This window comes from Variovorax sp. HW608 (genome assembly GCF_900090195.1).
Lineage (GTDB): Bacteria > Pseudomonadota > Gammaproteobacteria > Burkholderiales > Burkholderiaceae_C > Variovorax.
Genome location: NZ_LT607803.1, coordinates 1,049,247 through 1,068,141 on the forward strand (window position 1 = coordinate 1,049,247; position 18,895 = coordinate 1,068,141).

Annotated in this window: 15 protein-coding genes and 1 pseudogene; 11 read left to right on the forward strand and 5 right to left on the reverse strand. The window is 63.4% G+C overall.

Going from position 1 to position 18,895, the window contains the following annotated elements; all coding sequences use genetic code 11:
• Nucleotides 1–110 precede the first annotated feature (110 nt).
• The 9 genes from VAR608DRAFT_RS04790 (at nt 111) to VAR608DRAFT_RS04830 (ending at nt 11,696) form a co-directional block, all read left to right on the forward strand.
• Entirely contained in the window at nt 111–1,376 is a 1,266-nt protein-coding gene (locus VAR608DRAFT_RS04790) for an extracellular solute-binding protein (RefSeq protein WP_231973234.1), read from the forward strand.
• Between the two features lie 69 nt (nt 1,377–1,445).
• The gene (locus VAR608DRAFT_RS04795) at nt 1,446–2,306 is read left to right on the forward strand and encodes a carbohydrate ABC transporter permease (protein ID WP_231973236.1); all 861 of its coding nucleotides are present in this window, start codon (nt 1,446–1,448) and stop codon (nt 2,304–2,306) included.
• Nucleotide 2,307: 1 nt separating this feature from the next.
• Entirely contained in the window at nt 2,308–3,153 is an 846-nt protein-coding gene (locus tag VAR608DRAFT_RS04800; RefSeq protein ID WP_088953023.1) for a carbohydrate ABC transporter permease, read from the forward strand.
• Nucleotides 3,154–3,158: 5 nt separating this feature from the next.
• Nucleotides 3,159–4,286: an ABC transporter ATP-binding protein gene (locus VAR608DRAFT_RS04805; RefSeq protein WP_088953024.1), complete on the forward strand. Its 1,128-nt coding sequence runs from the start codon at nt 3,159–3,161 to the stop codon at nt 4,284–4,286.
• 28 nt (nt 4,287–4,314) lie between these two features.
• A complete protein-coding gene (locus VAR608DRAFT_RS04810; protein ID WP_088953025.1) occupies nt 4,315–6,699 on the forward strand; it encodes a beta-glucosidase family protein in 2,385 nt (794 codons plus the stop codon).
• 69 nt (nt 6,700–6,768) lie between these two features.
• Nucleotides 6,769–7,977: a fumarylacetoacetate hydrolase family protein gene (locus VAR608DRAFT_RS04815; RefSeq protein WP_088953026.1), complete on the forward strand. Its 1,209-nt coding sequence runs from the start codon at nt 6,769–6,771 to the stop codon at nt 7,975–7,977.
• A 61-nt stretch (nt 7,978–8,038) separates the two neighbouring features.
• Nucleotides 8,039–8,806, forward strand: coding sequence for an SDR family NAD(P)-dependent oxidoreductase (locus tag VAR608DRAFT_RS04820; RefSeq protein WP_088953027.1), 768 nt, complete (start codon nt 8,039–8,041; stop codon nt 8,804–8,806).
• A complete protein-coding gene (locus VAR608DRAFT_RS04825; protein WP_088953028.1) occupies nt 8,803–10,587 on the forward strand; it encodes an IlvD/Edd family dehydratase in 1,785 nt (594 codons plus the stop codon). The genes VAR608DRAFT_RS04820 and VAR608DRAFT_RS04825 overlap by 4 nt, the downstream gene beginning before the upstream one ends.
• 59 nt (nt 10,588–10,646) lie before the next feature.
• Complete coding sequence (locus tag VAR608DRAFT_RS04830) at nt 10,647–11,696, forward strand: Gfo/Idh/MocA family protein (protein ID WP_088953029.1); 1,050 nt, start codon at nt 10,647–10,649, stop codon at nt 11,694–11,696.
• Between the two features lie 108 nt (nt 11,697–11,804).
• On the opposite strand, the gene VAR608DRAFT_RS04835 is transcribed toward VAR608DRAFT_RS04830, so the two are convergent.
• The 5 genes and pseudogenes from VAR608DRAFT_RS04835 to VAR608DRAFT_RS04855 all read right to left on the reverse strand — a co-directional run bounded on the left by VAR608DRAFT_RS04835 (nt 11,805) and on the right by VAR608DRAFT_RS04855 (nt 16,628).
• The gene (locus VAR608DRAFT_RS04835; RefSeq protein ID WP_088958606.1) at nt 11,805–13,427 is read right to left on the reverse strand and encodes an FAD-dependent monooxygenase; all 1,623 of its coding nucleotides are present in this window, start codon (nt 13,425–13,427) and stop codon (nt 11,805–11,807) included.
• Nucleotides 13,428–13,480: 53 nt separating this feature from the next.
• Complete coding sequence (locus VAR608DRAFT_RS04840; protein WP_088953030.1) at nt 13,481–14,665, reverse strand: acetyl-CoA C-acyltransferase family protein; 1,185 nt, start codon at nt 14,663–14,665, stop codon at nt 13,481–13,483.
• Between the two features lie 49 nt (nt 14,666–14,714).
• A complete protein-coding gene (locus tag VAR608DRAFT_RS04845; RefSeq protein ID WP_088953031.1) occupies nt 14,715–15,509 on the reverse strand; it encodes an enoyl-CoA hydratase/isomerase family protein in 795 nt (264 codons plus the stop codon).
• Between the two features lie 31 nt (nt 15,510–15,540).
• Nucleotides 15,541–15,711: pseudogene (locus VAR608DRAFT_RS04850) on the reverse strand (3-keto-5-aminohexanoate cleavage protein); the annotation flags it as partial.
• A 47-nt stretch (nt 15,712–15,758) separates the two neighbouring features.
• Complete coding sequence (locus VAR608DRAFT_RS04855; RefSeq protein ID WP_088953033.1) at nt 15,759–16,628, reverse strand: fumarylacetoacetate hydrolase family protein; 870 nt, start codon at nt 16,626–16,628, stop codon at nt 15,759–15,761.
• Between the two features lie 172 nt (nt 16,629–16,800).
• On the opposite strand from VAR608DRAFT_RS04855, the gene VAR608DRAFT_RS04860 reads away from it, so the two are divergent.
• On the forward strand, nt 16,801–17,475 hold the full coding sequence (locus VAR608DRAFT_RS04860; protein ID WP_088953034.1) for a GntR family transcriptional regulator: 675 nt from the start codon (nt 16,801–16,803) through the stop codon (nt 17,473–17,475).
• Between the two features lie 467 nt (nt 17,476–17,942).
• Nucleotides 17,943–18,869 carry a VOC family protein gene (locus tag VAR608DRAFT_RS04865; RefSeq protein WP_088953035.1) on the forward strand — a complete coding sequence of 309 codons (927 nt, stop codon included), beginning with the start codon at nt 17,943–17,945 and terminating at the stop codon, nt 18,867–18,869.
• Nucleotides 18,870–18,895: the final 26 nt, after the last annotated feature.

The window sequence follows — 18,895 nt, forward strand, 5'->3', positions numbered from 1 at the left end:
TGCCGAGAGGATAGGGATTCTATCTAGGGTTTGCCCTATGGTCGATGGAAGCGTTATCGCTAACGATACGCATCGTTGGACAGCCCACCTCACGCAAAAGGAGACGCTCAGTGAAACCCTCGCCACTATCCGCCGCAGCCGCAATCGCTCTCGCCACGAGCGCCCTGGCCCAAGAGCCCAAGGTCCTCACGGAATGGGACATTCAGACCCAGCCAGCGGGTATCAAGGTCATACAGGAGGCCCAGGCGCGCTTCGAAAAGGCAAACCCCGATTTCAAAGTGCAACGCACTCAGATCCCGAACGACGCCTACAAGACCAAGCTGAAGATCGCCATGGGCGCCAACGAGCCGCCATGCGTATTCATGAACTGGGGCGGCGGGATACTTCGCGAGTACGTCAAGGCCGGTCAGATCGTGGACCTGACGCCTTACCTGGCCAAGGACGCGGGGTTTCGTGAACGCTTCTTGCGCACCGCCTTCGATGCCACGACTTCACAGGGCAAGACCTACGGCCTGCCGGGCGAGAACACTGCAGGCGTCGTCATCTACTACAACACCGAGATCTTCGCAAAGTTCGGCCTCACGCCCCCAAGGACCTGGCCCGAACTGCTGAAAGTCGTCGAGGCACTCAAGGCCAAGGACGTTGCGCCTTTTGCCCTGGCCAACAAGGCCAAGTGGCCCGGCTCGATGTATTACATGTATCTGGTGGACCGCATCGGCGGCCCTGACGTGTTCCGCAAGGCGATTGCCCGCGCCCCGGGCGGCAGCTTCGCCGACCCGGTGTTCGTGGAGGCTGGGAAGCGGCTGCAGGAACTTGTCAAAGCGGGGGCCTTTGCGCAAGGCTTCAACGGCTTGGACTATGACGTGGGTGCCTCGCGGCGGCTGCTTTACTCCGGCAAGGCCGCCATGGAGCTGATGGGCACCTGGGAGTCGTCCAGCATCAGAAACGAAAACCCCGAGTTCATGAAGAAGGTGGACTTCTTCCCGTTCCCGACTGTCCCGGGAGGCAAGGGGCAAGAGGGCAATGTCGTCGGCTCCGTCGGCAACAACTTCTACAGCATCTCGACCGCCTGCAAGACGCCCGACGCGGCATACAAGCTGATCACGACCATGGTCGATGACGCGTCCGTCAAGGCGCGTCTGGCAGACAACCGCCTGGTGCCGCTGAAGGATCTGCCCATCACAGACCCGACGATGCAGCGCGTGATGAAGCTGGTCGCCGACGCGCCTGCCGTGCAGCTCTGGTATGACCAGGAACTGCCGCCGCAACTGGCAGAACTGCACAAGGACACTGTGCAGGCCATGTTCGGTCTTTCGATCACACCCGAAGAAGCTGCGCAGAAGATGGAAGCGCTGGCGGCGCAGGTTCTGAAGTAGGTCATGGCCGCACCAACCACGATGGCGCCGACGCAGTGGGCGAGCCGCCGGCGGCCCACACCCAAGTGGGTGGCGCCCTTCCTGTTCCTGACGCCAGCGATTGCACTGTTGGCGATGTTCCTGATCTACCCCTTGACCGACAGCTTCTACCTGTCGTTGGTTGAATGGAATGGGCTGGGCCAGGGCAGCGTGCTTGTCGGTTTCGATAACTGGGCCGCACTGATTCGCGACATGCTGTTCTGGCACGCGCTGGGCAACAACCTCCTGCTCGGGCTGGCGTCGGTGGTGGTCCAGTTGCCGATTGCGATGGCCCTGGCCCTGTTGCTCGACAAGGCAGGCCGCGGCTCACGCACGCTGAAGATCCTGTACTTCCTGCCGCTGCTGTTCTCGAGTGTCGCCCTGGGCGTGATCTTCAAGAACATATTCGACCCCAATTTCGGGCCGATCAACTCGGTGTTCAACGCGATCGGTGCGACTGCACTCGCGCAGGACTGGCTGGGTGACACGCGCCTTGCCCTCGCCGCTGTAACTGCGGTCATCTGCTGGCAGAACATTCCGTTCTACATGATCCTGTTCCTTGCCGGGCTGGCCTCGTTTCCGCCCGAGTTGCGCGAGGCGGCCACGCTCGACGGCGCGACTGATTCGACCATCTTCTGGAAGATCAAGCTTCCGCACCTTCAGGGCACGGTGCGCACGGCGGCAATGCTGGCAGTGATCGGTTCGCTGCGCTATTTCGACCTCATCTACGTGATGACCGGCGGTGGTCCCGAAGGCGCGTCAGAGCTGATGGCGACCTACATGTACCGCACGGTGTTCTCGTCGTTCCAGTTGGGCTACGGCAGCACGGTGGCGTCTGCAATGTTCCTCGTCGTCACGCTCATCGCCGGATTCGGTATGCGGCTGACGAAGCGTTTCGAGACGGAGGTGTGACATGTCCGGCGCCATCACAACAAATTCAAAGCCCCTGACCCGCGGCGCCATCTGGGCGCTCGCCCTTGCCTGGCTCTCGGTCACGCTGCTGCCGCTCGCGTTCGTTGTCTTCACGAGCCTGAAATCGCAGCAGGACACCTTCGACAGCCCAGTGTGGGCGCTGCCCAGCCACCTCGACTGGAGCCACTACGTGGCAGTGCTTCAAAGCGGGTTCTTCACCTACTTGCGGAACAGCCTGTTTGTCGTGGGCGTCTCGGTCGTGCTGATTGTCATCGTCGCGGCGATGGCCGCCTACGCCCTCTCCCGCTTGAAGTTCCGCTTCAACAAGGCACTGTTCGGCTTGATCGTCGCCGCCATGATCGTGCCGCTGCACATCACGCTGGTGCCGATCTACCTGATGACGCGTGGCCTGGGCCTGTACGACACGCCGTTCGCTCTGATTGGTCCCTACGTGGCGACCAGTCTGCCGGTGTCTGTGTTCATTCTTGCGGAGTTCATGCGCCAGATCCCACGCGAGCTGGAAGAGGCCGCGGAACTGGACGGCTGCGGCCCCTTCACGATCTTCTTCAAGCTCTTCCTGCCACTTTCCGGACCTGGAATCGCAACGGTGGCGATCTACAACGGCATCCATCTCTGGAACGAGTTCATCTTTGCGTACGTGCTGACTTCGTCGCCGGGCAATCGCACGCTGCCGCTGGCGCTGTGGGACTTCCAGGGCGAGTTCTCCTCCAACATCCCCGCGATGCTCGCGGTGGTGACGCTGACTTCGCTGCCACTCATCGTGGCCTACGCCTTCGGCCAGGAGCGGATCGTCAAAGGAATGATGGCCGGCTCTCTCAAAGGCTGATTCGCATGACACAAATTACCCTTCGCTCAGTCCACAAGACCTATGACGGCGGCACCCAGGTCATCCGCGGCGTCGACCTGGACATCGCCGCCGGCGAGTTCTGCGTATTTCTCGGTCCTTCGGGCTGCGGCAAGTCAACGCTGCTGCGCATGATCGCCGGACTCGAAACAATCACCGCAGGCGATCTGACCATCGGCGGGGTGCGCATGAATGACGTCCCACCCGCGCACCGTGAGGTGGCGATGGTGTTTCAGAACTACGCCCTGTATCCGCACATGAGCCTGTTCGAAAACATGGCGTTCGGCTTGCGCCAGGCCAAGATCGACAAGCAGGAGATCGAGCGTCGCGTGCAGGATGCTGCGAAGATTCTTCAGATCAGCCATCTGCTCGAGCGCTTGCCCAAGGCGCTGTCCGGCGGGCAACGCCAGCGTGTCGCCATCGGCCGCGCGATCGTCCGCAAGCCCAACGTATTCCTTTTCGATGAGCCGCTGTCGAATCTCGATGCCGCGCTGCGGGTACACATGCGTGCCGAGATCGCCCGGCTGCACCGCGAGTTCAACCGCGCCAGCGCCGTCTATGTGACGCACGACCAAACAGAGGCGATGGCCCTCGCCGACAAGATCGTGCTGCTGCGCTCCGGCCAGGGCATGCTCGATCACGGCAGTGTCGCGCAGATCGGTTCGCCGATGGACCTTTACCATCGTCCGCGCGACCTGTTCGTCGCGGGTTTCCTCGGCTCGCCGAAGATGAATTTCCTGCCGGCAACGGTGCTCGAGTCGGAGGGAGACCGCGTCATGCTGCAACTCGACGGCGGCGGCGAGTGCATTCGGCTCACACAGCGCTTCGCTTCAGCGTCCCCAGGAAGCCGGGTCACGCTCGGGATCCGGCCCGAACATCTGGCCGCCGGCCGCGCTGACGGCGTTGCGTCGATTACCAAGCGGGTCCAACAGGTCGAACACTTCGGCGAATACAGCTACGTCTATCTGGAGGGCGCCAATCGTGAAAGCCTGATTGCCAAGGTCAACGGCCACAGCAATGCGCGGCCGGGCGACAACGAATCCTTCACGGTCCCCTCCACCGATTGTCACTTGTTCGACGCCGCCGGCTTCGCGCTCGCGCGCCTGGGCTACTGATCTGCAACCACCTGGAAACCCCTTTTTCATGAACGCTCCTTACAAAGACCCATCCGTACCCGTCTCCGAGCGGGTCAGCGACCTGCTCAGCCGCATGACGCTGGAAGAAAAGATTGCTCAAATGCACGCCTTCTGGCTGATCCTGGCCGAAAGTGGCGAACATCGCGTGCGACCCGGTGAGGCATTCATCGGGGCCAGCGACCCCGAGTCGGTGCAACGGCGCCTGGCCAATGGCTTCGGTCAGATCACCCGGCCGCTCGGCACGCGCAGCGTCGAGGCCGCTAGCGGGTTGCGCGCGCTCAACAAGCTGCAGCGCTTCTTGCGCAACGAGACGCGACTTGGCATCCCGGCGTTGTCGCACGAGGAATGCCTGACGGGGATGATGACTCGCGATGGCACCCTGTTTCCGTCGCCACTGGGGCTGAGCGCTACCTGGAACCCGGAACTCGTTCAGAAGGTGGGCGAACAGATCGGCTTTGAATGCCGCGAACTCGGCTGCCAGCAGGGCTTGGCGCCGGTACTTGATGTTTCGCGTGACGTGCGCTGGGGCCGTACCGAAGAGACCTTCGGCGAGGACCCGTACCTTGTCGGTGTCTTGGCGACGCGGTATGTGCGAGGGCTGCAAGGCCCCAAGCGCGACCTGCTGGCGACCCTGAAGCACTACGTCGGCCATTCGTTCAGCGAAGGCGGCCGCAACCACGCCCCGGTGCACGTGGGCTGGCGCGAACTGAACGACATTTTCCTGCTGCCGTTCGAAATGGCGGTCAAGCAGGCAAACGCCGGTTCGGTGATGCCGGCCTACCACGACATCGATGGCGAGCCGGTGCACGCTTCGCATCACCTGCTGACCGAAGTGCTGCGCGAACAGTGGGGCTTCGACGGCCTGGTGGTGGCCGACTATGTCGGCGCCAGCCTGCTGTACCAACACCATGGGGTTGCCGCCGATGCGACCGAAGCAGCCGCGCTGGCTTTCAATGCCGGCCTGGACATCGAACTGCCGAGCGACGATTGCGCGCAACACCTCGCACAAGCGCTTGAGCGCGGCCTGATCACGATGGCGACCATCGATCGAATCGTCGCACGTGTGCTGACCGAGAAATTCCGGCTCGGGCTATTCGAGAAGACGTTCGAAGACGGTGCAACACCGCCAGCACTGCGGACACCGGCCGCGATTGCCACGGCGCTGGAGGCGGCACGCCAGTCGATCACCGTGCTCGACAATCGCGGCGCAGTACTGCCACTCGATCCCACGGCGAAACCGCGCCTTGCGGTGATCGGGCCGACTGCGGCGGACCCACTGGCCCAACTCAGCGGCTACAGCTATCCCGCCCACGTCGTGTTGCACAACCAGGCCGAGGACACCCGGCACATCGTGACGCCCTTGCAGGCCCTGCAGGAGGTCTTTGGAGAAGAGCGCGTGCGATACGCGCGAGGTTGCCAGATCATCGAGGTGCGCCGCAAGGGCGCGCCCGTGTTCCCGGGCGATGTCACGAAGGAAGCCGTACGGCCGGCATCACCGCTCTCGCACCGCACCGACGAGATCGCGGACGCAGTACAAGCTGCCCGCGCGGCCGATGTGGCGATCGTATGCCTAGGCGACCTCGCAGGCCTGTTCCAGACCGGCACCATTGGCGAGGGCTCCGACACGGACTCGCTGGACCTTCCGGGCGTACAGCAAGAACTTCTCCAAGCCGTGGTCGACACTGGAACGCCGACTGTTGTGGTTTTGACCAGCGGGCGACCGTACAACCTTGGCGGCCTGGAAGAGCGGCTTGCCGCCTATGTGATGGCCTTTGCGGGCGGCCAGCAGGCGGGCAATGCGATCGCTCAAGTCCTTGCCGGGCAGGCAGAGCCCTCGGGCCGACTCACGGTCTCGGTACCCCTGAGCGCCGGCGCGATGCCGTACAGCTACAACCACAAGCTCAAGAGCGGTGGAACGCCGATTGCCTTCCACTTCGGCAGCCACTACCCGTTTGGCCACGGCATGTCGTACACGAACTTCGAGTACCGCAAGCTCGAAGTGGAGAGCGCAAGTGTGCCCATGGATGGCGAGATCGTGCTCAGCTTCGAAGTCGCGAACACGGGCAGCCGGCGCGGAGTCGAAGTACCGCAGCTGTATGTGCGGGATCGGGTGGCAAGCGTGGTGCGTCCCCTGTCGGAGCTGAAAGCGTTTCAACGCCTGGAACTGGGCAGCGGCGAGGCTGCCCGTGTGACGTTCCGCGTGCCGGTCGACATGCTTTGCTTCACCGGCATGTCCGGGCAACGCGTCGTCGAGCCCGGCATGTTCGATCTCGCGGTCGGTGCCTCGAGCGCCGACATCCGTGCACGCGCCGAGATCGAGGTGACCGGGGCGACGCGTACTCTCCCGCGTGACTGGCGGATGGAAAGCCATTGCGAGGTGCGTCCCGCGTGAACAGGGCCCAGGCGGGCGTCCACAGCCTCGCCATCTATCGACACACGTCAATTCGTCGCAGGTATCCACATGCAACAGACTTCCGTTCCTTCATTTCTCCCCGTTGACGTTTCACGCGCCTTGCTGGTAGGCCGCATCTGGCGTGAAGCTCCGGTCAATGGCCCCTGTGTGGTGCTGATCCGCGCAGGGCAGGTATTGGACATCACCGCCGCGGCTCCGACACTGAGTGATCTTCTGGAGCGGGATGACCTTCTCGACTTCGTGCGGACCTGCCCTGGCGAGCCCTTGGGCGACGTCGGCGACTTGCTGGCCAGGGCCGCACACGGTTCGAATGAAGTCGGCGCCCAAAGGATATTGGCGCCCTGCGATCTTCAGGCGATCAAGGCTTGCGGCGTCACATTTGCCGTGAGCCTCTTGGAGCGCGTCATCGAGGAACAGGCCGGCGGCGATGCACGAAGCGCCGAGCAGATCCGGTCCGACATGCAGCGCACGATCGGATCGGACCTCTCGGCCATCCGGCCCGGCTCGCCCGAAGCGGAAGCGCTCAAGCGCGAGCTCATCCGCCAGGGCACGTGGTCGCAGTACATGGAGGTCGGCATCGGCCCCGACGCCGAAGTGTTCACCAAAGCGCAGCCCATGTCGGCGGTCGGATTCGGCGCGGACGTCGGATTGCACCCCGGCTCGTCGTGGAACAACCCCGAGCCCGAGATCGTGCTGGCCGTCAACAGCCGCTCGCAGATCGTCGGCGCCACGCTGGGCAACGATGTCAATCTTCGCGACATCGAGGGCCGAAGCGCACTCCTCCTGGGCAAGGCGAAAGACAACAATGGCTCGTGCGCCATTGGCCCCTTCGTACGACTGTTCGACGAGAACTTCACGCTCGACACAATCCGCCAAGCCACTGTCGGTCTGGTCATCGAAGGGGACGAGGACGGGTTCAGGCTCGAAGGAACCAGCCACATGGCGGAGATCAGCCGCGACCCTGAGGATCTGGTGGCGCAGACGTGCGGTAGCCATCACCAGTACCCGGACGGATTCCTGCTTTTCCTTGGCACGATGTTCTCCCCCATCAAGGACAGAGGCGCTCCAGGGGAAGGGTTCACGCATCGGCTGGGCGACCGCGTGACCATCTCCACACCGTCGCTCGGTTCGCTGATCAATCGTGTCCAGCGCTGCGACCGGATTCCTCCGTGGACGTTCGGCGTCCGGGCACTCTATCGGAATCTGGCCTCGCGCGGCATCTCAGCCTCATCGACTGAAAGATCCCGGTCGGCCTGAGCCCCCCACGACTCCTGAGTTGAATCAAACAGCGCAAGAAGCCAAGCACAAGGAGCAATAGATGTTGTCTGCAATCTATCCGAGCCTCGCCGGCAGGCGAGTCGTCGTCACGGGTGGAGGATCGGGCATCGGCGCAGCCATGGTCGAGTCGTTCGTTCGGCAGAACGCCAAGGTGCATTTTCTGGACATCGCCGAGGCTGACGCACGATCTCTCGAATCGAGACTCAGTGACGTCGCGCACCCACCCGTCTTTCACCGCTGCGATCTGACCGACATCGGCGAGATTCACGCCACGTTCGCCGCGATCGAGGCATCGGGCGGCCCGGTGAATATCCTCGTCAACAATGCAGCAAACGACGATCGCCATGAAGTCGATCGCGTGACGCCACACTACTGGGACGCTCGGATTGCCGTCAACCTGCGGCACCAGTTCTTTTGCGCACAGGCCGTTGCCGGCGGCATGCGGGCAATGGGTCAAGGGGTAATCCTGAACCTTGGCTCGATCTCCTGGCACCTCGCACTGCCCGAGCTGTCGCTCTACATGACCGCCAAGGCGGGAATCGAGGGGCTGACCCGGGGCCTCGCGCGTGACCTGGGCAAGTTCAACATCCGCGTCAACTGCATCGTTCCGGGTGCGGTGCGCACGCCGCGCCAGATGCAGCTGTGGCAAACACCCGAAAGCGAGGCGAAGGTGGTGGCCGCGCAGTGCCTGCAGCAACGCATCGATCCCGCGCATGTCGCGGAGATGGCGCTCTTTCTCGCATCGGACGATGCGGCCCGATGCTCCGGGCGCGAGTACTTCGTGGACGCAGGCTGGTACGGCGCATGACCGAAGCCACCCGCACCGCCCGCCGGTTCCGATCGCAGGACTGGTTCGCCAACCCCGACCACATCGACATGACGGCGCTCTATCTGGAGCGCTTCATGAACTACGGCATCACGCCGGCGGAACTGCGCTCCGGCAAACCCATCATCGGGATCGCGCAATCCGGAAGCGACCTCAATCCGTGCAACCGCGTCCATCTGGAACTGGCGAAGCGCGTGCGCGACGGCATCCGCGACGCCGGCGGCATTCCGATGGAATTCCCCGTGCACCCGACCTTCGAGAACTGCCGGCGGCCGACCGCGGCCATCGACCGCAACCTGGCCTACATGGCGCTGGTCGAGATCCTGCACGGCTACCCGATCGACGCCGTCGTGCTGACGACGGGCTGCGACAAGTCGACGCCCTCGCAGGTCATGGCGGCGGCGACGGTGGACATCCCCGCCATCGTGCTGTCCGGCGGCCCGATGCTGGACGGCTGGTTCGAAGGCGAACTCGTCGGCTCCGGGGCCGCGATCTGGAAGAGCCGGCGGCTTCTCGCGGCGGGCCGGATCGACGAAGCCAAGTTCATGGACATCGCCACCGCGTCGGCGCCTTCGGTGGGGCACTGCAACACCATGGGAACGGCCTCGACCATGAACGCCCTCGCGGAGGCGCTGGGCCTGTCGTTGACGGGCTGCGCCGCGATTCCCGCGCCCTACCGGGAACGCGGGCAGATCGCCTACGAAACCGGTCGCCGCATCGTCGAGCTGGCCTGCGAGGACCGGCGGCCCTCGTCGATCCTCACGCGCGACGCATTCCTCGACGCGATCGTCGTCAACGCCGCGATCGGCGGCTCCACCAACGCGCAGCCGCATCTCATGGCCATGGCGCGTCATGCGGGCGTGGACTTGCGTCCGAGCGACTGGACCGAGTTCGGCTTCGATGTGCCGCTGCTGCTGAACATGCAACCGGCCGGCAAGTACCTGGGCGAGGCCTTCCATCGCGCGGGCGGCGTGCCGGCCGTGATGTGGGAACTCCAGCAGACGGGCTTGCTTCGCAGCGCGCGGCCCACCGTCACCGGCAAGACGATGGAAGAGAACCTCCAAGGCCGGCAAAGCGTGAACCGCGAGGTGATCCGCGAATTCGCGCACCCCCTCAAGGATCGCGCCGGCTTCCTCGTGTTGAGCGGCAACCTGTTCGACTTCGCGATCCTGAAGACGAGCGTGATCTCGGCGGAGTTTCGCGAGCGCTACCTGAGCCGTCCGGGTTCGGAGGGACGATTCGAGTGCCGGGCAATCGTCTTCGAGGATTCCGACGACTATCACGCACGCATCAACGACCCCGCGCTCGCCATCGACGAGAACTGCATCCTCGTGATACGCGGTGCAGGGCCCGTCGGCTGGCCGGGGTCCGCGGAGGTCGTGAACATGCAGCCGCCGGATGCGCTGCTCAAGCGCGGGATCACCAGTCTTCCCACCTTGGGAGACGGGCGGCAGTCGGGGACCTCGGACAGTCCGTCGATCCTCAACGCCTCACCCGAGAGCGCCATCGGCGGCGGGCTGGCGTGGCTGCGCACGGGCGATGTCATCCGCATCGACCTGAACGCCGGGCAATGCAACGCGCTGGTGTCCGACGAGGAGATCGCGCGCCGCAAGAGCGAAGGGCTGCCGGCGATCCGGCCGAGCCAGACGCCGTGGCAGGAGGTCTATCGCGCGACCGTCGGACAACTCGAGTCGGGCGCGTGCATGGAGCTGGCGGTCAAGTACCGCGGCGTGGCCCAAACACAGCCCCGACAGAACCACTAACCTCTTGCGGTCCGCCAGCCAGCGATGACCGGAGCAGACTCACTATTGAGGCCCAAGAAATGAGCACCACTTCACAAAGCATTTCACCGTTGCGCATCGGGATCCTGGGTTGCGCAAGCATCGCAAAGCAATTCGCCCGCGATGTGGCCCCGAGCCAGCAGGCGAGCATCAACGCCGTCGCAAGCCGCAATGCAGATAGGGCGAGAGCCATTGCGTCCGCCCAAGGCATCGACCGCCACCATGGCAGCTATGAGGCACTGCTGTGTGACAGCGAGATTGATGCGGTCTACATTCCACTCCCCAACACCATGCATGCCGGATGGACCATCAAGGCGGCCGAAGCGGGCAAGCACGTGCTATGTGAAAAGCCGATGGCATTGAGCCTCAAGGATGCGCGAGCCATGTTGGACGCCGCAAAGCGACACGGAGTCATCTTGCTGGAGGCGTATCCCTATTACTTCCAGCCGCATACGAGTGCCTTGCTCGATCTGGTGCGCAAAGACGCGATCGGAACAGTGCGCTCCATCCAGGCGAGTTTTGGTTTTACGCTGTCGGATCCAAAAGGCAACATCAGGATGAAGCCAGAACTTGGTGGAGGCGCGTTGCTCGACGCGGGGTGCTACCCCCTGAGCCTCATCCGACTGCTCATGGGTTCTGCACCGCAGAGCGTCCAGGCGGTGGCCTCATGGAGCGAGACCGGCGTTGACATGAGCGTCGCCGCGACGCTCTACTATGCTGGCGGAGCCCGGGCCCAGCTGACATGTGCGATGGACGCGGCCAACCATAGACTGGCCCACATCGTAGGCACGCAAGGCGTAATCACCACCGAATACCTGAACCACACGGGTAGTGCCGACGATCCGTTTGGCTATCGCCCCAACGAAATGCGCATACGCCGCGGCGCAGGCCCCTTCGAGGATATCCGCTCTGACGAAAGTGGGAGCGGCTTCCGCTTCGCGGTGGAGGCCTTCGCAAAGCTCATTGCAGAACGTGACCACAAGGCCATTGGTCAGGCGAATGAAGCGAGCCTCGACAACGCGGCTACGCTGGAGGCGCTGGCGCAAAGTGCAAAAGAAATGCGCACTGTCGATCTAGGGTCTGCGCCATAGAACGGTATTGCGACCACCATCACTCACGCCCGCGGCATCCTCGAAAGCGAGAACGTTGACGAACCGGCAAAGCCGCATCGTCGCCCGACCTCGCCTGGATACAGCGCTCTAGCCTTGTCGGCCGGCCACGCGCGACAGGAGCTTGCCGAGATCCGTCGGCAGCTTTTCGCCGCGCCACGCCACGTGCTGGTCCGGTCGCACGAGAACAATATCTGCTTCGTAGATTGCTCTGACGTTCGCTGCGTCAATGCGCACGACCTTCATCGGCACGCCCAGCCCGCGAGCGGCATCCTCCATGGCCGTCGTGTCGCTTCCGTTCAGGACGATCAACGAGAACCATTCGCCCAGGTGATCGTAGACCGCCGTCCCGTCACTGAGGAAGACATGCGGCAGACGACTTCCCGGCCGCGTTGTCGGCACGTAGACCGTTGGCTCGAGAGGCGGCGGCGCGCCGGGCTCCGACGCAACGATCGGGGATGTGGCGTAGCAGTAGCCGTGCTCCGTCCCCCAACCCTCGTTCTCTGCGTTGCCTTGGTCAGCAATCTGGCGGCCTACCGCGACACGCTTGGCACTCGCTTCGGGCGAGTCTCCGCCGAGGTCGCCCGCCTGATCGTAAATCTGCATCATGGCCATGCGCACGGCCAGGTGGGACTCGGAAGTCGCCCACGATAGTTTCGCAATGGGTTGGCGTTCGACTCCGTAGGACTCGAGCAACGTGTCGCCGCCCCAACCTTTCAAGATGGCCGCGAGTTTCCAGCCCAGGTTTGCAGCATCGGCAATGCCGGTGTTCATCCCGTAGCCGCCGGTGGGACAGAACTGATGGCAGGCGTCCCCAGCCAACATGACCCGGCCGTTCCGATACGACTGAGCAACCAGGTAGTGCGCGGACCACGGGTTCGCCACCAGTACCTCGAAGTCGAATTTGCAACCGACCCACTGCTCGACCATCGCACGCGGGTCGAGTTGACTCTCGTCGATGCCCGGGGGCAGGAACGTGTGAAGCGTCCAGTACTCCTTGTCGTCCTGCGCGATGATCAAACCCTTGCCATTCTGATAATGCCAAGCAACGCCAAATCGATGCAGCAGATCACGTGCCTTGGAACGGAAGTGAACCATGTAGAGGCGGGCTACGTTGGCAGTTCCGTCATTCTCGATCCCGAGCTGGGTGCGTACCGTGCTGGTCCCACCATCGCACCCGATCAGATACTTCGATCGAACGGACATGTTCTCGCCCGTCGCCGTGTTCTTGAGCGCCGAGGTCACGCCATCCGCGTCCTGGACAAACGACTCCAGGCGCCAGCCAAAGCGCACATCGACCATGTCGCAGGCCTCGGCACTTTGCTTCAGAACGGGTTCGACCACGATCTGACTGATCCGCAAGGGCGCCTCCAGCGTGAGAGAGCCGTCGTTGACGGTACGTCGGCGCCAGAATTCGTCCTCGGCTGACAGGTAGTGGAAGCGGTGAAGCTCGTGACCGCTGTTGAAATCAGTGATCCAAGTGACCGTGAATGGGCTCGACGCCGAAACCCCGACCGATCGAAGCTTGTCCGCAATGCCGATTCGCCGGAACAGCTCCATCGAGCGGCCGTTGGTGATGTCCATCTTCGGATGCTTGGTCGTTGTCGGATTTCGCTCGGCAACCAGCGACTCGATCCCATATCGCGCGAGTTCCAGCGATAAGGTCAATCCGACGGGCCCACCACCGGCGATGACTACGGGTACTTGAAGCATGTTTGTCTCCTCAACGTTGCAAACCTGAACGGCCAATTGCTGCCCAGGGGGCATCAGGCCCTTTCGAACACGGCAGCAATGCCCTGGCCGCCACCGATACACATGGTCGCCAGCGCGTAGCGACCTCCAGTTCTCCATAGTTCATGGACTGCCTTGATCGTGATGATTGCACCGGTGGCGCCTACCGGGTGCCCCAACGAAATGCCTGAGCCATTGGGATTGACTTTGGCTGGGTCAAGGTCGAGTGCTCGCGTCACAGCGCATGCCTGCGCCGCAAAGGCCTCGTTGGACTCGATGACATCCAGGTCGGTGGTGCGCAACCCCGCCCTCTCCAGGGCCAGCCGCGTTGCCGGCACAGGGCCGAGGCCCATGAAAGCAGGCTCGACCCCCGCGTGGGCATAGCTCACCAGGCGCGCCAGCGGCTTCAGCCCTGCTGAGCGTGTTGCCGCGGCGGTGGCCAGCACCACTGCGCCTGCACCATCGTTCAGCCCGGAAGCATTGCCTGCCGTCACTGTCCCATCTGGCTTGAAAGCGGGCTTCATCTTGGACAACTGTTCCGAAGTGACCTCGGCGCGAACATGCTCGTCCACGTCGAACAGGCGAACTCCCCGCTTTGTGGCGATCTCGACGGGAACTATTTGTGAACCGAAGCGCCCCTCGGCCACGGCAACACCCGCGCGCCGTTGGCTCTCCAGCGCAAGTGCGTCCTGCATGTCGCGGGTTATGCCTTCGCGTGCGGCGACGTTCTCGGCGGTGATCCCCATGTGGATCTTCTGGAAGGGGTCATGAAGAATGCCGAGCATGTAGTCGATCGCCTGCGCGTCCCCCATGCGGGCGCCCCAGCGCATATTCGGAAGCACGTAAGGCCCCCGGCTCATCGACTCTGCTCCCGCGCCTACTGCCACCTCGGCTTCACCCAGCAGCAGCGACTGCGCCGCCGATATGATGGCCTGGAGCCCGGAGCCGCACAGACGGTTGACGTTGAATGCCGGCACCTCGACCGGGATCCCCGCATTGACTGCAGCGACCCGGGAAAGGTACGCGTCGCCAGGCTCCGTGGGGATGACATTGCCCATCACGACGTGTCCGACTCGGTCCGCCTCCACGGCGCTGCGCCTGATTGCCTCGCGCACGACGGTCACGGCGAGTTGAGCCAGAGGGATATCCTTCAACGCGCCCCCGTACGTACCGATCGCAGTGCGCGCTGCGCCGACGATGTAAATGTCCTTGGTGAGCATTGGTACTCTCCTTTGATTGATGTTTCCGAACCGCGCGGCGGTTTGGGAGCTAGCGTCCGAGATAGACCGGTGCCCTCTTGTTCAGGAACGCGTCGACGCCTTCGCCAAACTCCGGCATCCCGGCGCCCTGCACGAAGGCGTCGCGCTCGGCTCTCAGTTGATCTGCAAGATTCCTTTGCAGGCCCTCACGAAGCAGCCGTCGGATACGTCCATAGGCGCCGGTCGGTCCCTCCGCCAGGCGCCTGGCCAGGACGTCGGTCTCGGCAGCCAGCCGATCGGCCGCTGCGACGCGGTGAACAAGCCCTTCCTCGAGCGCCTTTGCCGCCGAAAGGGGCTCCGACAGCAAGGCAATGGCCATCGCCCGCTGCAATCCGACGATCCGCGGAAGGAACCACGACCCACCAGCGTCCAAGCTGGCCCCTATGAGCGCGTAGGCCATGTTGAACTTCGCGTCTTCGGAGGCTATGACCAGGTCCGCCCCGAGGGCGATGCTCATACCAGCGCCGGCGACAGCCCCGTGCACGCTGGCGATGACGGGCGCATCGCCCTCCGCCAGCGCGGCCAGGCCATCGTTCAGCGGGTCGATGATGTCCCGCGCCGTCGCGCCGGCGCGGGAGGGGTCGGCATGAAAGGCTTGAAGATCACCGCCTGCCATGAACGCCCTGCCCTCCCCGGCCAGCACGACAACCCGCACGTCGGCGCGGGTTCCGACGTGCCTCGCTGCCTCGCGCCACTGCCGCGCCAGCGATGCATTGATCGCGTTCAAGGCGCCAGGCCGGTTGAACCGGATCCGGGCAATCCCCTGGTCGATCGAAAGCAATACCAGATCGTTGTCGCTATTCATGGCCGTCAGTAAAGTTGAACGTGCTAGCGCCCGGTCGGCCGTCCTCGGGATCACGTGCGTACGGGTGAAGGATCGCGGCCCCCTCCTCGGCCGCCGCAATGGCCTCGCGGACGATGTCCTCCGGTGTCACCGGAAGGCAGGGAAACATGCTGGGCGGGTGGACCGAACCGGTCACCGCGCAGGTGATGATGACTTTCCTCATCTGGGGACTACTTTGATTGCGGGTTCAACGAAGTCTGCAGCGAGCACTCAGGTCGGCTCGGCTACGACCACGTTCTCGATGTGCCCAACGCCGTCGATCTCAACGCGCATCACGTCGCCCACCCGGAGGAATTTGGGCGGCTTCATGGCACCGCCGACTCCTGACGGTGTGCCCGTGGCCAGCACGTCGCCCGGCTCAAGCGTCATCACCGTGGAGAGATACGCGATCTGATCCCACACGTCGTAGATCATCTCGTCCGTCCGGACCTCCTGTCGTAGCTCGCCGTTGACCAGCATGCGCATGCTCAGGCCATGCGGATCTGCGATCTCATCGGCGGTCACGATCCATGGCCCGATGGGGCCATGGGTGTTGAAAGACTTGCCGAGCATCATGGTCGGTGAGCGCATCTGCCAGTCGCGTACGGACACATCGTTGCAGACCAGATAGCCCGCGACCATGGCGGGAGCATCGGCCGCCGACACGTGCCGGCAGCGACGGCCGATCACAACGCCGAGTTCGGCCTCGTAGTCGAGCTTGTCGGAAGCAATCGGCAGATGCACATGGTCGAATGGCCCGGTGACACACGACACCTGCTTGTTGAACCAGACTTGGCTGTCAGGCACCTTGATGCCGGCTGCCAGCGCCTCCTCGACGTGTTTGCGATAGTTCATGCCGATCGCCAAGTACTTCGAAGGGTTTGGTATGGGCGCGTCAAGCTGCACGTCCGCCAACGGATACGTGACTGCAGCCTCCAGCACGATCGCACGGGCGCGGGCCATCACGGCAGGGCCGGATTGCAGCAACTCGAGCATGGTCCGCGGAATGAGCGAATCACTGGCCGGCAGGTCGATGACTTGGTTGCCGACGAGCTTTCCGATCGATTGAACGCCGCGACAGCGGAAGGTGACAAGCTTCATAAAGGTCCCTTGATAGGTTTGGTGCGATGCGCGCCCCGGCACGTTCCGTGCCGACTCATGACACGTCCTGCGGACGCCTCGAATAATAAATATATTTTATTAGTCAGAATACATAGGGAATACCATTATCAATTAGTGAAGACACCGTCTATTTTCTGTCTATGATTGCCCCATGTCCGCCATCCCGCAGCCGAAATCCAGCCTGACCCAGTCCGCGTACGAACGCCTGAAGGGCGATCTGCTGGCCTGCCGGCTCGAGCCCGACGAGCGACTGAACATCAGTGAGCTGTGCGGGGCATTGGGCGTCAGCCTTGGGGCCGTGCGAGAGGCACTGTCACGGCTTACCTCGGAAGGGCTGGTGGTCGCCGAGCCGCAGCGCGGCTTTCGGGTCGCCTCCATCTCCGAAGACGAACTGCGCGACCTGTATCGGACAAGGATCGAGATCGAGGCGTTGTGCCTGCGCCGCGCGATCGAGGTGGGCAGCCTGCGGTGGGAGTCCAACCTTGTGGCGGCGTATCACAGCCTTTCCAGAACGCCCGAGGCCGCGCCCGGCCACCCGGCACATGTGGGCGATGAGTGGCTGCAGCGCCATGCCGACTTCCACGAGGCGCTGGTCAGCGGAGGTGACAGCCCGTGGCTCATGCGCTTGCGAACGCAGCTCTTTCAGCAATCCCAGCGCTACCGGCGCCTTTCCGTGTCGCTGGCCAAGACCAAGCGCAACGTCGACAAGGAGCATCGGGAACTGATGGAGGCAGTCCTGGCGCGCGACGCCGATCGTGCCGTTGCACTGATGCGCGACCATCTGCAGCTCACGACCAAGATACTGCTCGCAGCGTCCCGCGCTTAGCCACCTGCCAGACGGCCCCCCCCGGGGCGGGCGGCAGCGTTACGAACTTCCGCCTTGGTCCAGTCCAACGCGGCTGGTCATGCCGATGGGCAAGCCTCCCTCGCCGATCTGCCAGCGATTCGGCCGCGGCAGCAGTCCCGCGCCCCGGTGGGGAACGAGCGAGGGGCCCGCGCGCGATTTGCACACCTGAATCAAACGCCCATCGAAGAAGGCAGCATCATCGCGTAAACCATAATATATTTTTCTATGTCGAATAGATAATATTGAGTCAACAACATCGCTCAGCGCTCCTATCGGAGCGGATGCGATCAAGGACGAGACAGACAGCCACGCACATCAACGGACGGCGATCTGTTGCCAAGAATGTCATAGGAGACACAACATGCGATCGCAACACCAAACTGGCAGCAACGCGCCGCCATCCCCGCGCGGCTCGCCCTACAGCAATTCGATCCCGGAGGTCAGCCATGATTGCCGTTGAAGACATTGCCTACGTGCGCTACCAGGCGCCCGACCTGGACCTTGCGCAGACCTTTCTCACCGACTTCGGCTTGACGACGGCATTGCGCAAGGACGACGTGCTCTACATGCGAGGCGTCGGAGTGCAATCGTTCGTCCACGTCACCCAACGGGGCGAGACGCCCGCCTGCCTTGGCTTTGGGCTGAAGGCCCAGAACAAGGACGACCTTCACAAGCTCGCCGCCGAGCTCGGCGCCCGAGTTGAGGACAACCCTGAACCCGGCGGAGGGTATCGGGTCACCTTCGCAGACCCGGCCGGCTACAGCGTGGACGTACTTTGGGGATCGGAGGAGCAGCGGCCACTGCCCGCGCGGCCACCTCTATCCACCAACTTCGGGCCGTCTCGGGGTCGGCGCGGTCGCACGGTTCGGCTCGACCCGGGACCCTCTCACGTGCTGCGCCTCGGTCATGTGGTTCTGCGTGTGCCGAGCTTCAACACCAGCTATGACTTCTACGCACGACTACTCGGCTTCCAGATCTCTGACAGCTACTTCGTCGGCGAGCCGGATCACACAGTCGCGGCCTTCATGCACGCTGGCCTCGGCAAGCGCTATTCGGACCATCACACCATTGCACTCCTGGAGAGCCCCCTGAGCGGCTTCGACCACAGTGCTTTCGAAGTCCTTGACTGGGATGATCTCGTGGTCGGGAACGAGCACCTGCGCAATAAGCAATACAGGCACTCTTGGGGCATCGGGCGTCACATTCACGGCAGCCAGGTCTTCGACTACTGGCGCGATCCGTTCGGCTTCAAGGTCGAGCACTGGACCGATGGGGACTTGGTGAATGAGGACTACCTCCGCAGCCACGAACACTTTGCCCCCGAGCGGCTGGCTCAATGGTCGCCGCCACTGCCCGAAGACTTCTTGGCTTGATTGAGAGCCACCAGTTCTCAAAACGC

Excerpts from the sequence above, each read along its gene's own strand:
- VAR608DRAFT_RS04800 (WP_088953023.1), top strand. The coding sequence starts at position 2,308 with ATGTCCGGCGCCATCACAACAAATTCAAAGCCCCTGACCCGCGGCGCC.
- VAR608DRAFT_RS04805 (WP_088953024.1), top strand. The coding sequence starts at position 3,159 with ATGACACAAATTACCCTTCGCTCAGTCCACAAGACCTATGACGGCGGC.
- VAR608DRAFT_RS04810 (WP_088953025.1), top strand. The coding sequence starts at position 4,315 with ATGAACGCTCCTTACAAAGACCCATCCGTACCCGTCTCCGAGCGGGTC.
- VAR608DRAFT_RS04815 (WP_088953026.1), top strand. The coding sequence starts at position 6,769 with ATGCAACAGACTTCCGTTCCTTCATTTCTCCCCGTTGACGTTTCACGC.
- VAR608DRAFT_RS04820 (WP_088953027.1), top strand. The coding sequence starts at position 8,039 with ATGTTGTCTGCAATCTATCCGAGCCTCGCCGGCAGGCGAGTCGTCGTC.
- VAR608DRAFT_RS04825 (WP_088953028.1), top strand. The coding sequence starts at position 8,803 with ATGACCGAAGCCACCCGCACCGCCCGCCGGTTCCGATCGCAGGACTGG.
- VAR608DRAFT_RS04830 (WP_088953029.1), top strand. The coding sequence starts at position 10,647 with ATGAGCACCACTTCACAAAGCATTTCACCGTTGCGCATCGGGATCCTG.
- VAR608DRAFT_RS04835 (WP_088958606.1), bottom strand. The coding sequence starts at position 13,427 with ATGCTTCAAGTACCCGTAGTCATCGCCGGTGGTGGGCCCGTCGGATTG.
- VAR608DRAFT_RS04840 (WP_088953030.1), bottom strand. The coding sequence starts at position 14,665 with ATGCTCACCAAGGACATTTACATCGTCGGCGCAGCGCGCACTGCGATC.
- VAR608DRAFT_RS04845 (WP_088953031.1), bottom strand. The coding sequence starts at position 15,509 with ATGAATAGCGACAACGATCTGGTATTGCTTTCGATCGACCAGGGGATT.
- VAR608DRAFT_RS04855 (WP_088953033.1), bottom strand. The coding sequence starts at position 16,628 with ATGAAGCTTGTCACCTTCCGCTGTCGCGGCGTTCAATCGATCGGAAAG.
- VAR608DRAFT_RS04860 (WP_088953034.1), top strand. The coding sequence starts at position 16,801 with ATGTCCGCCATCCCGCAGCCGAAATCCAGCCTGACCCAGTCCGCGTAC.
- VAR608DRAFT_RS04865 (WP_088953035.1), top strand. The coding sequence starts at position 17,943 with ATGATTGCCGTTGAAGACATTGCCTACGTGCGCTACCAGGCGCCCGAC.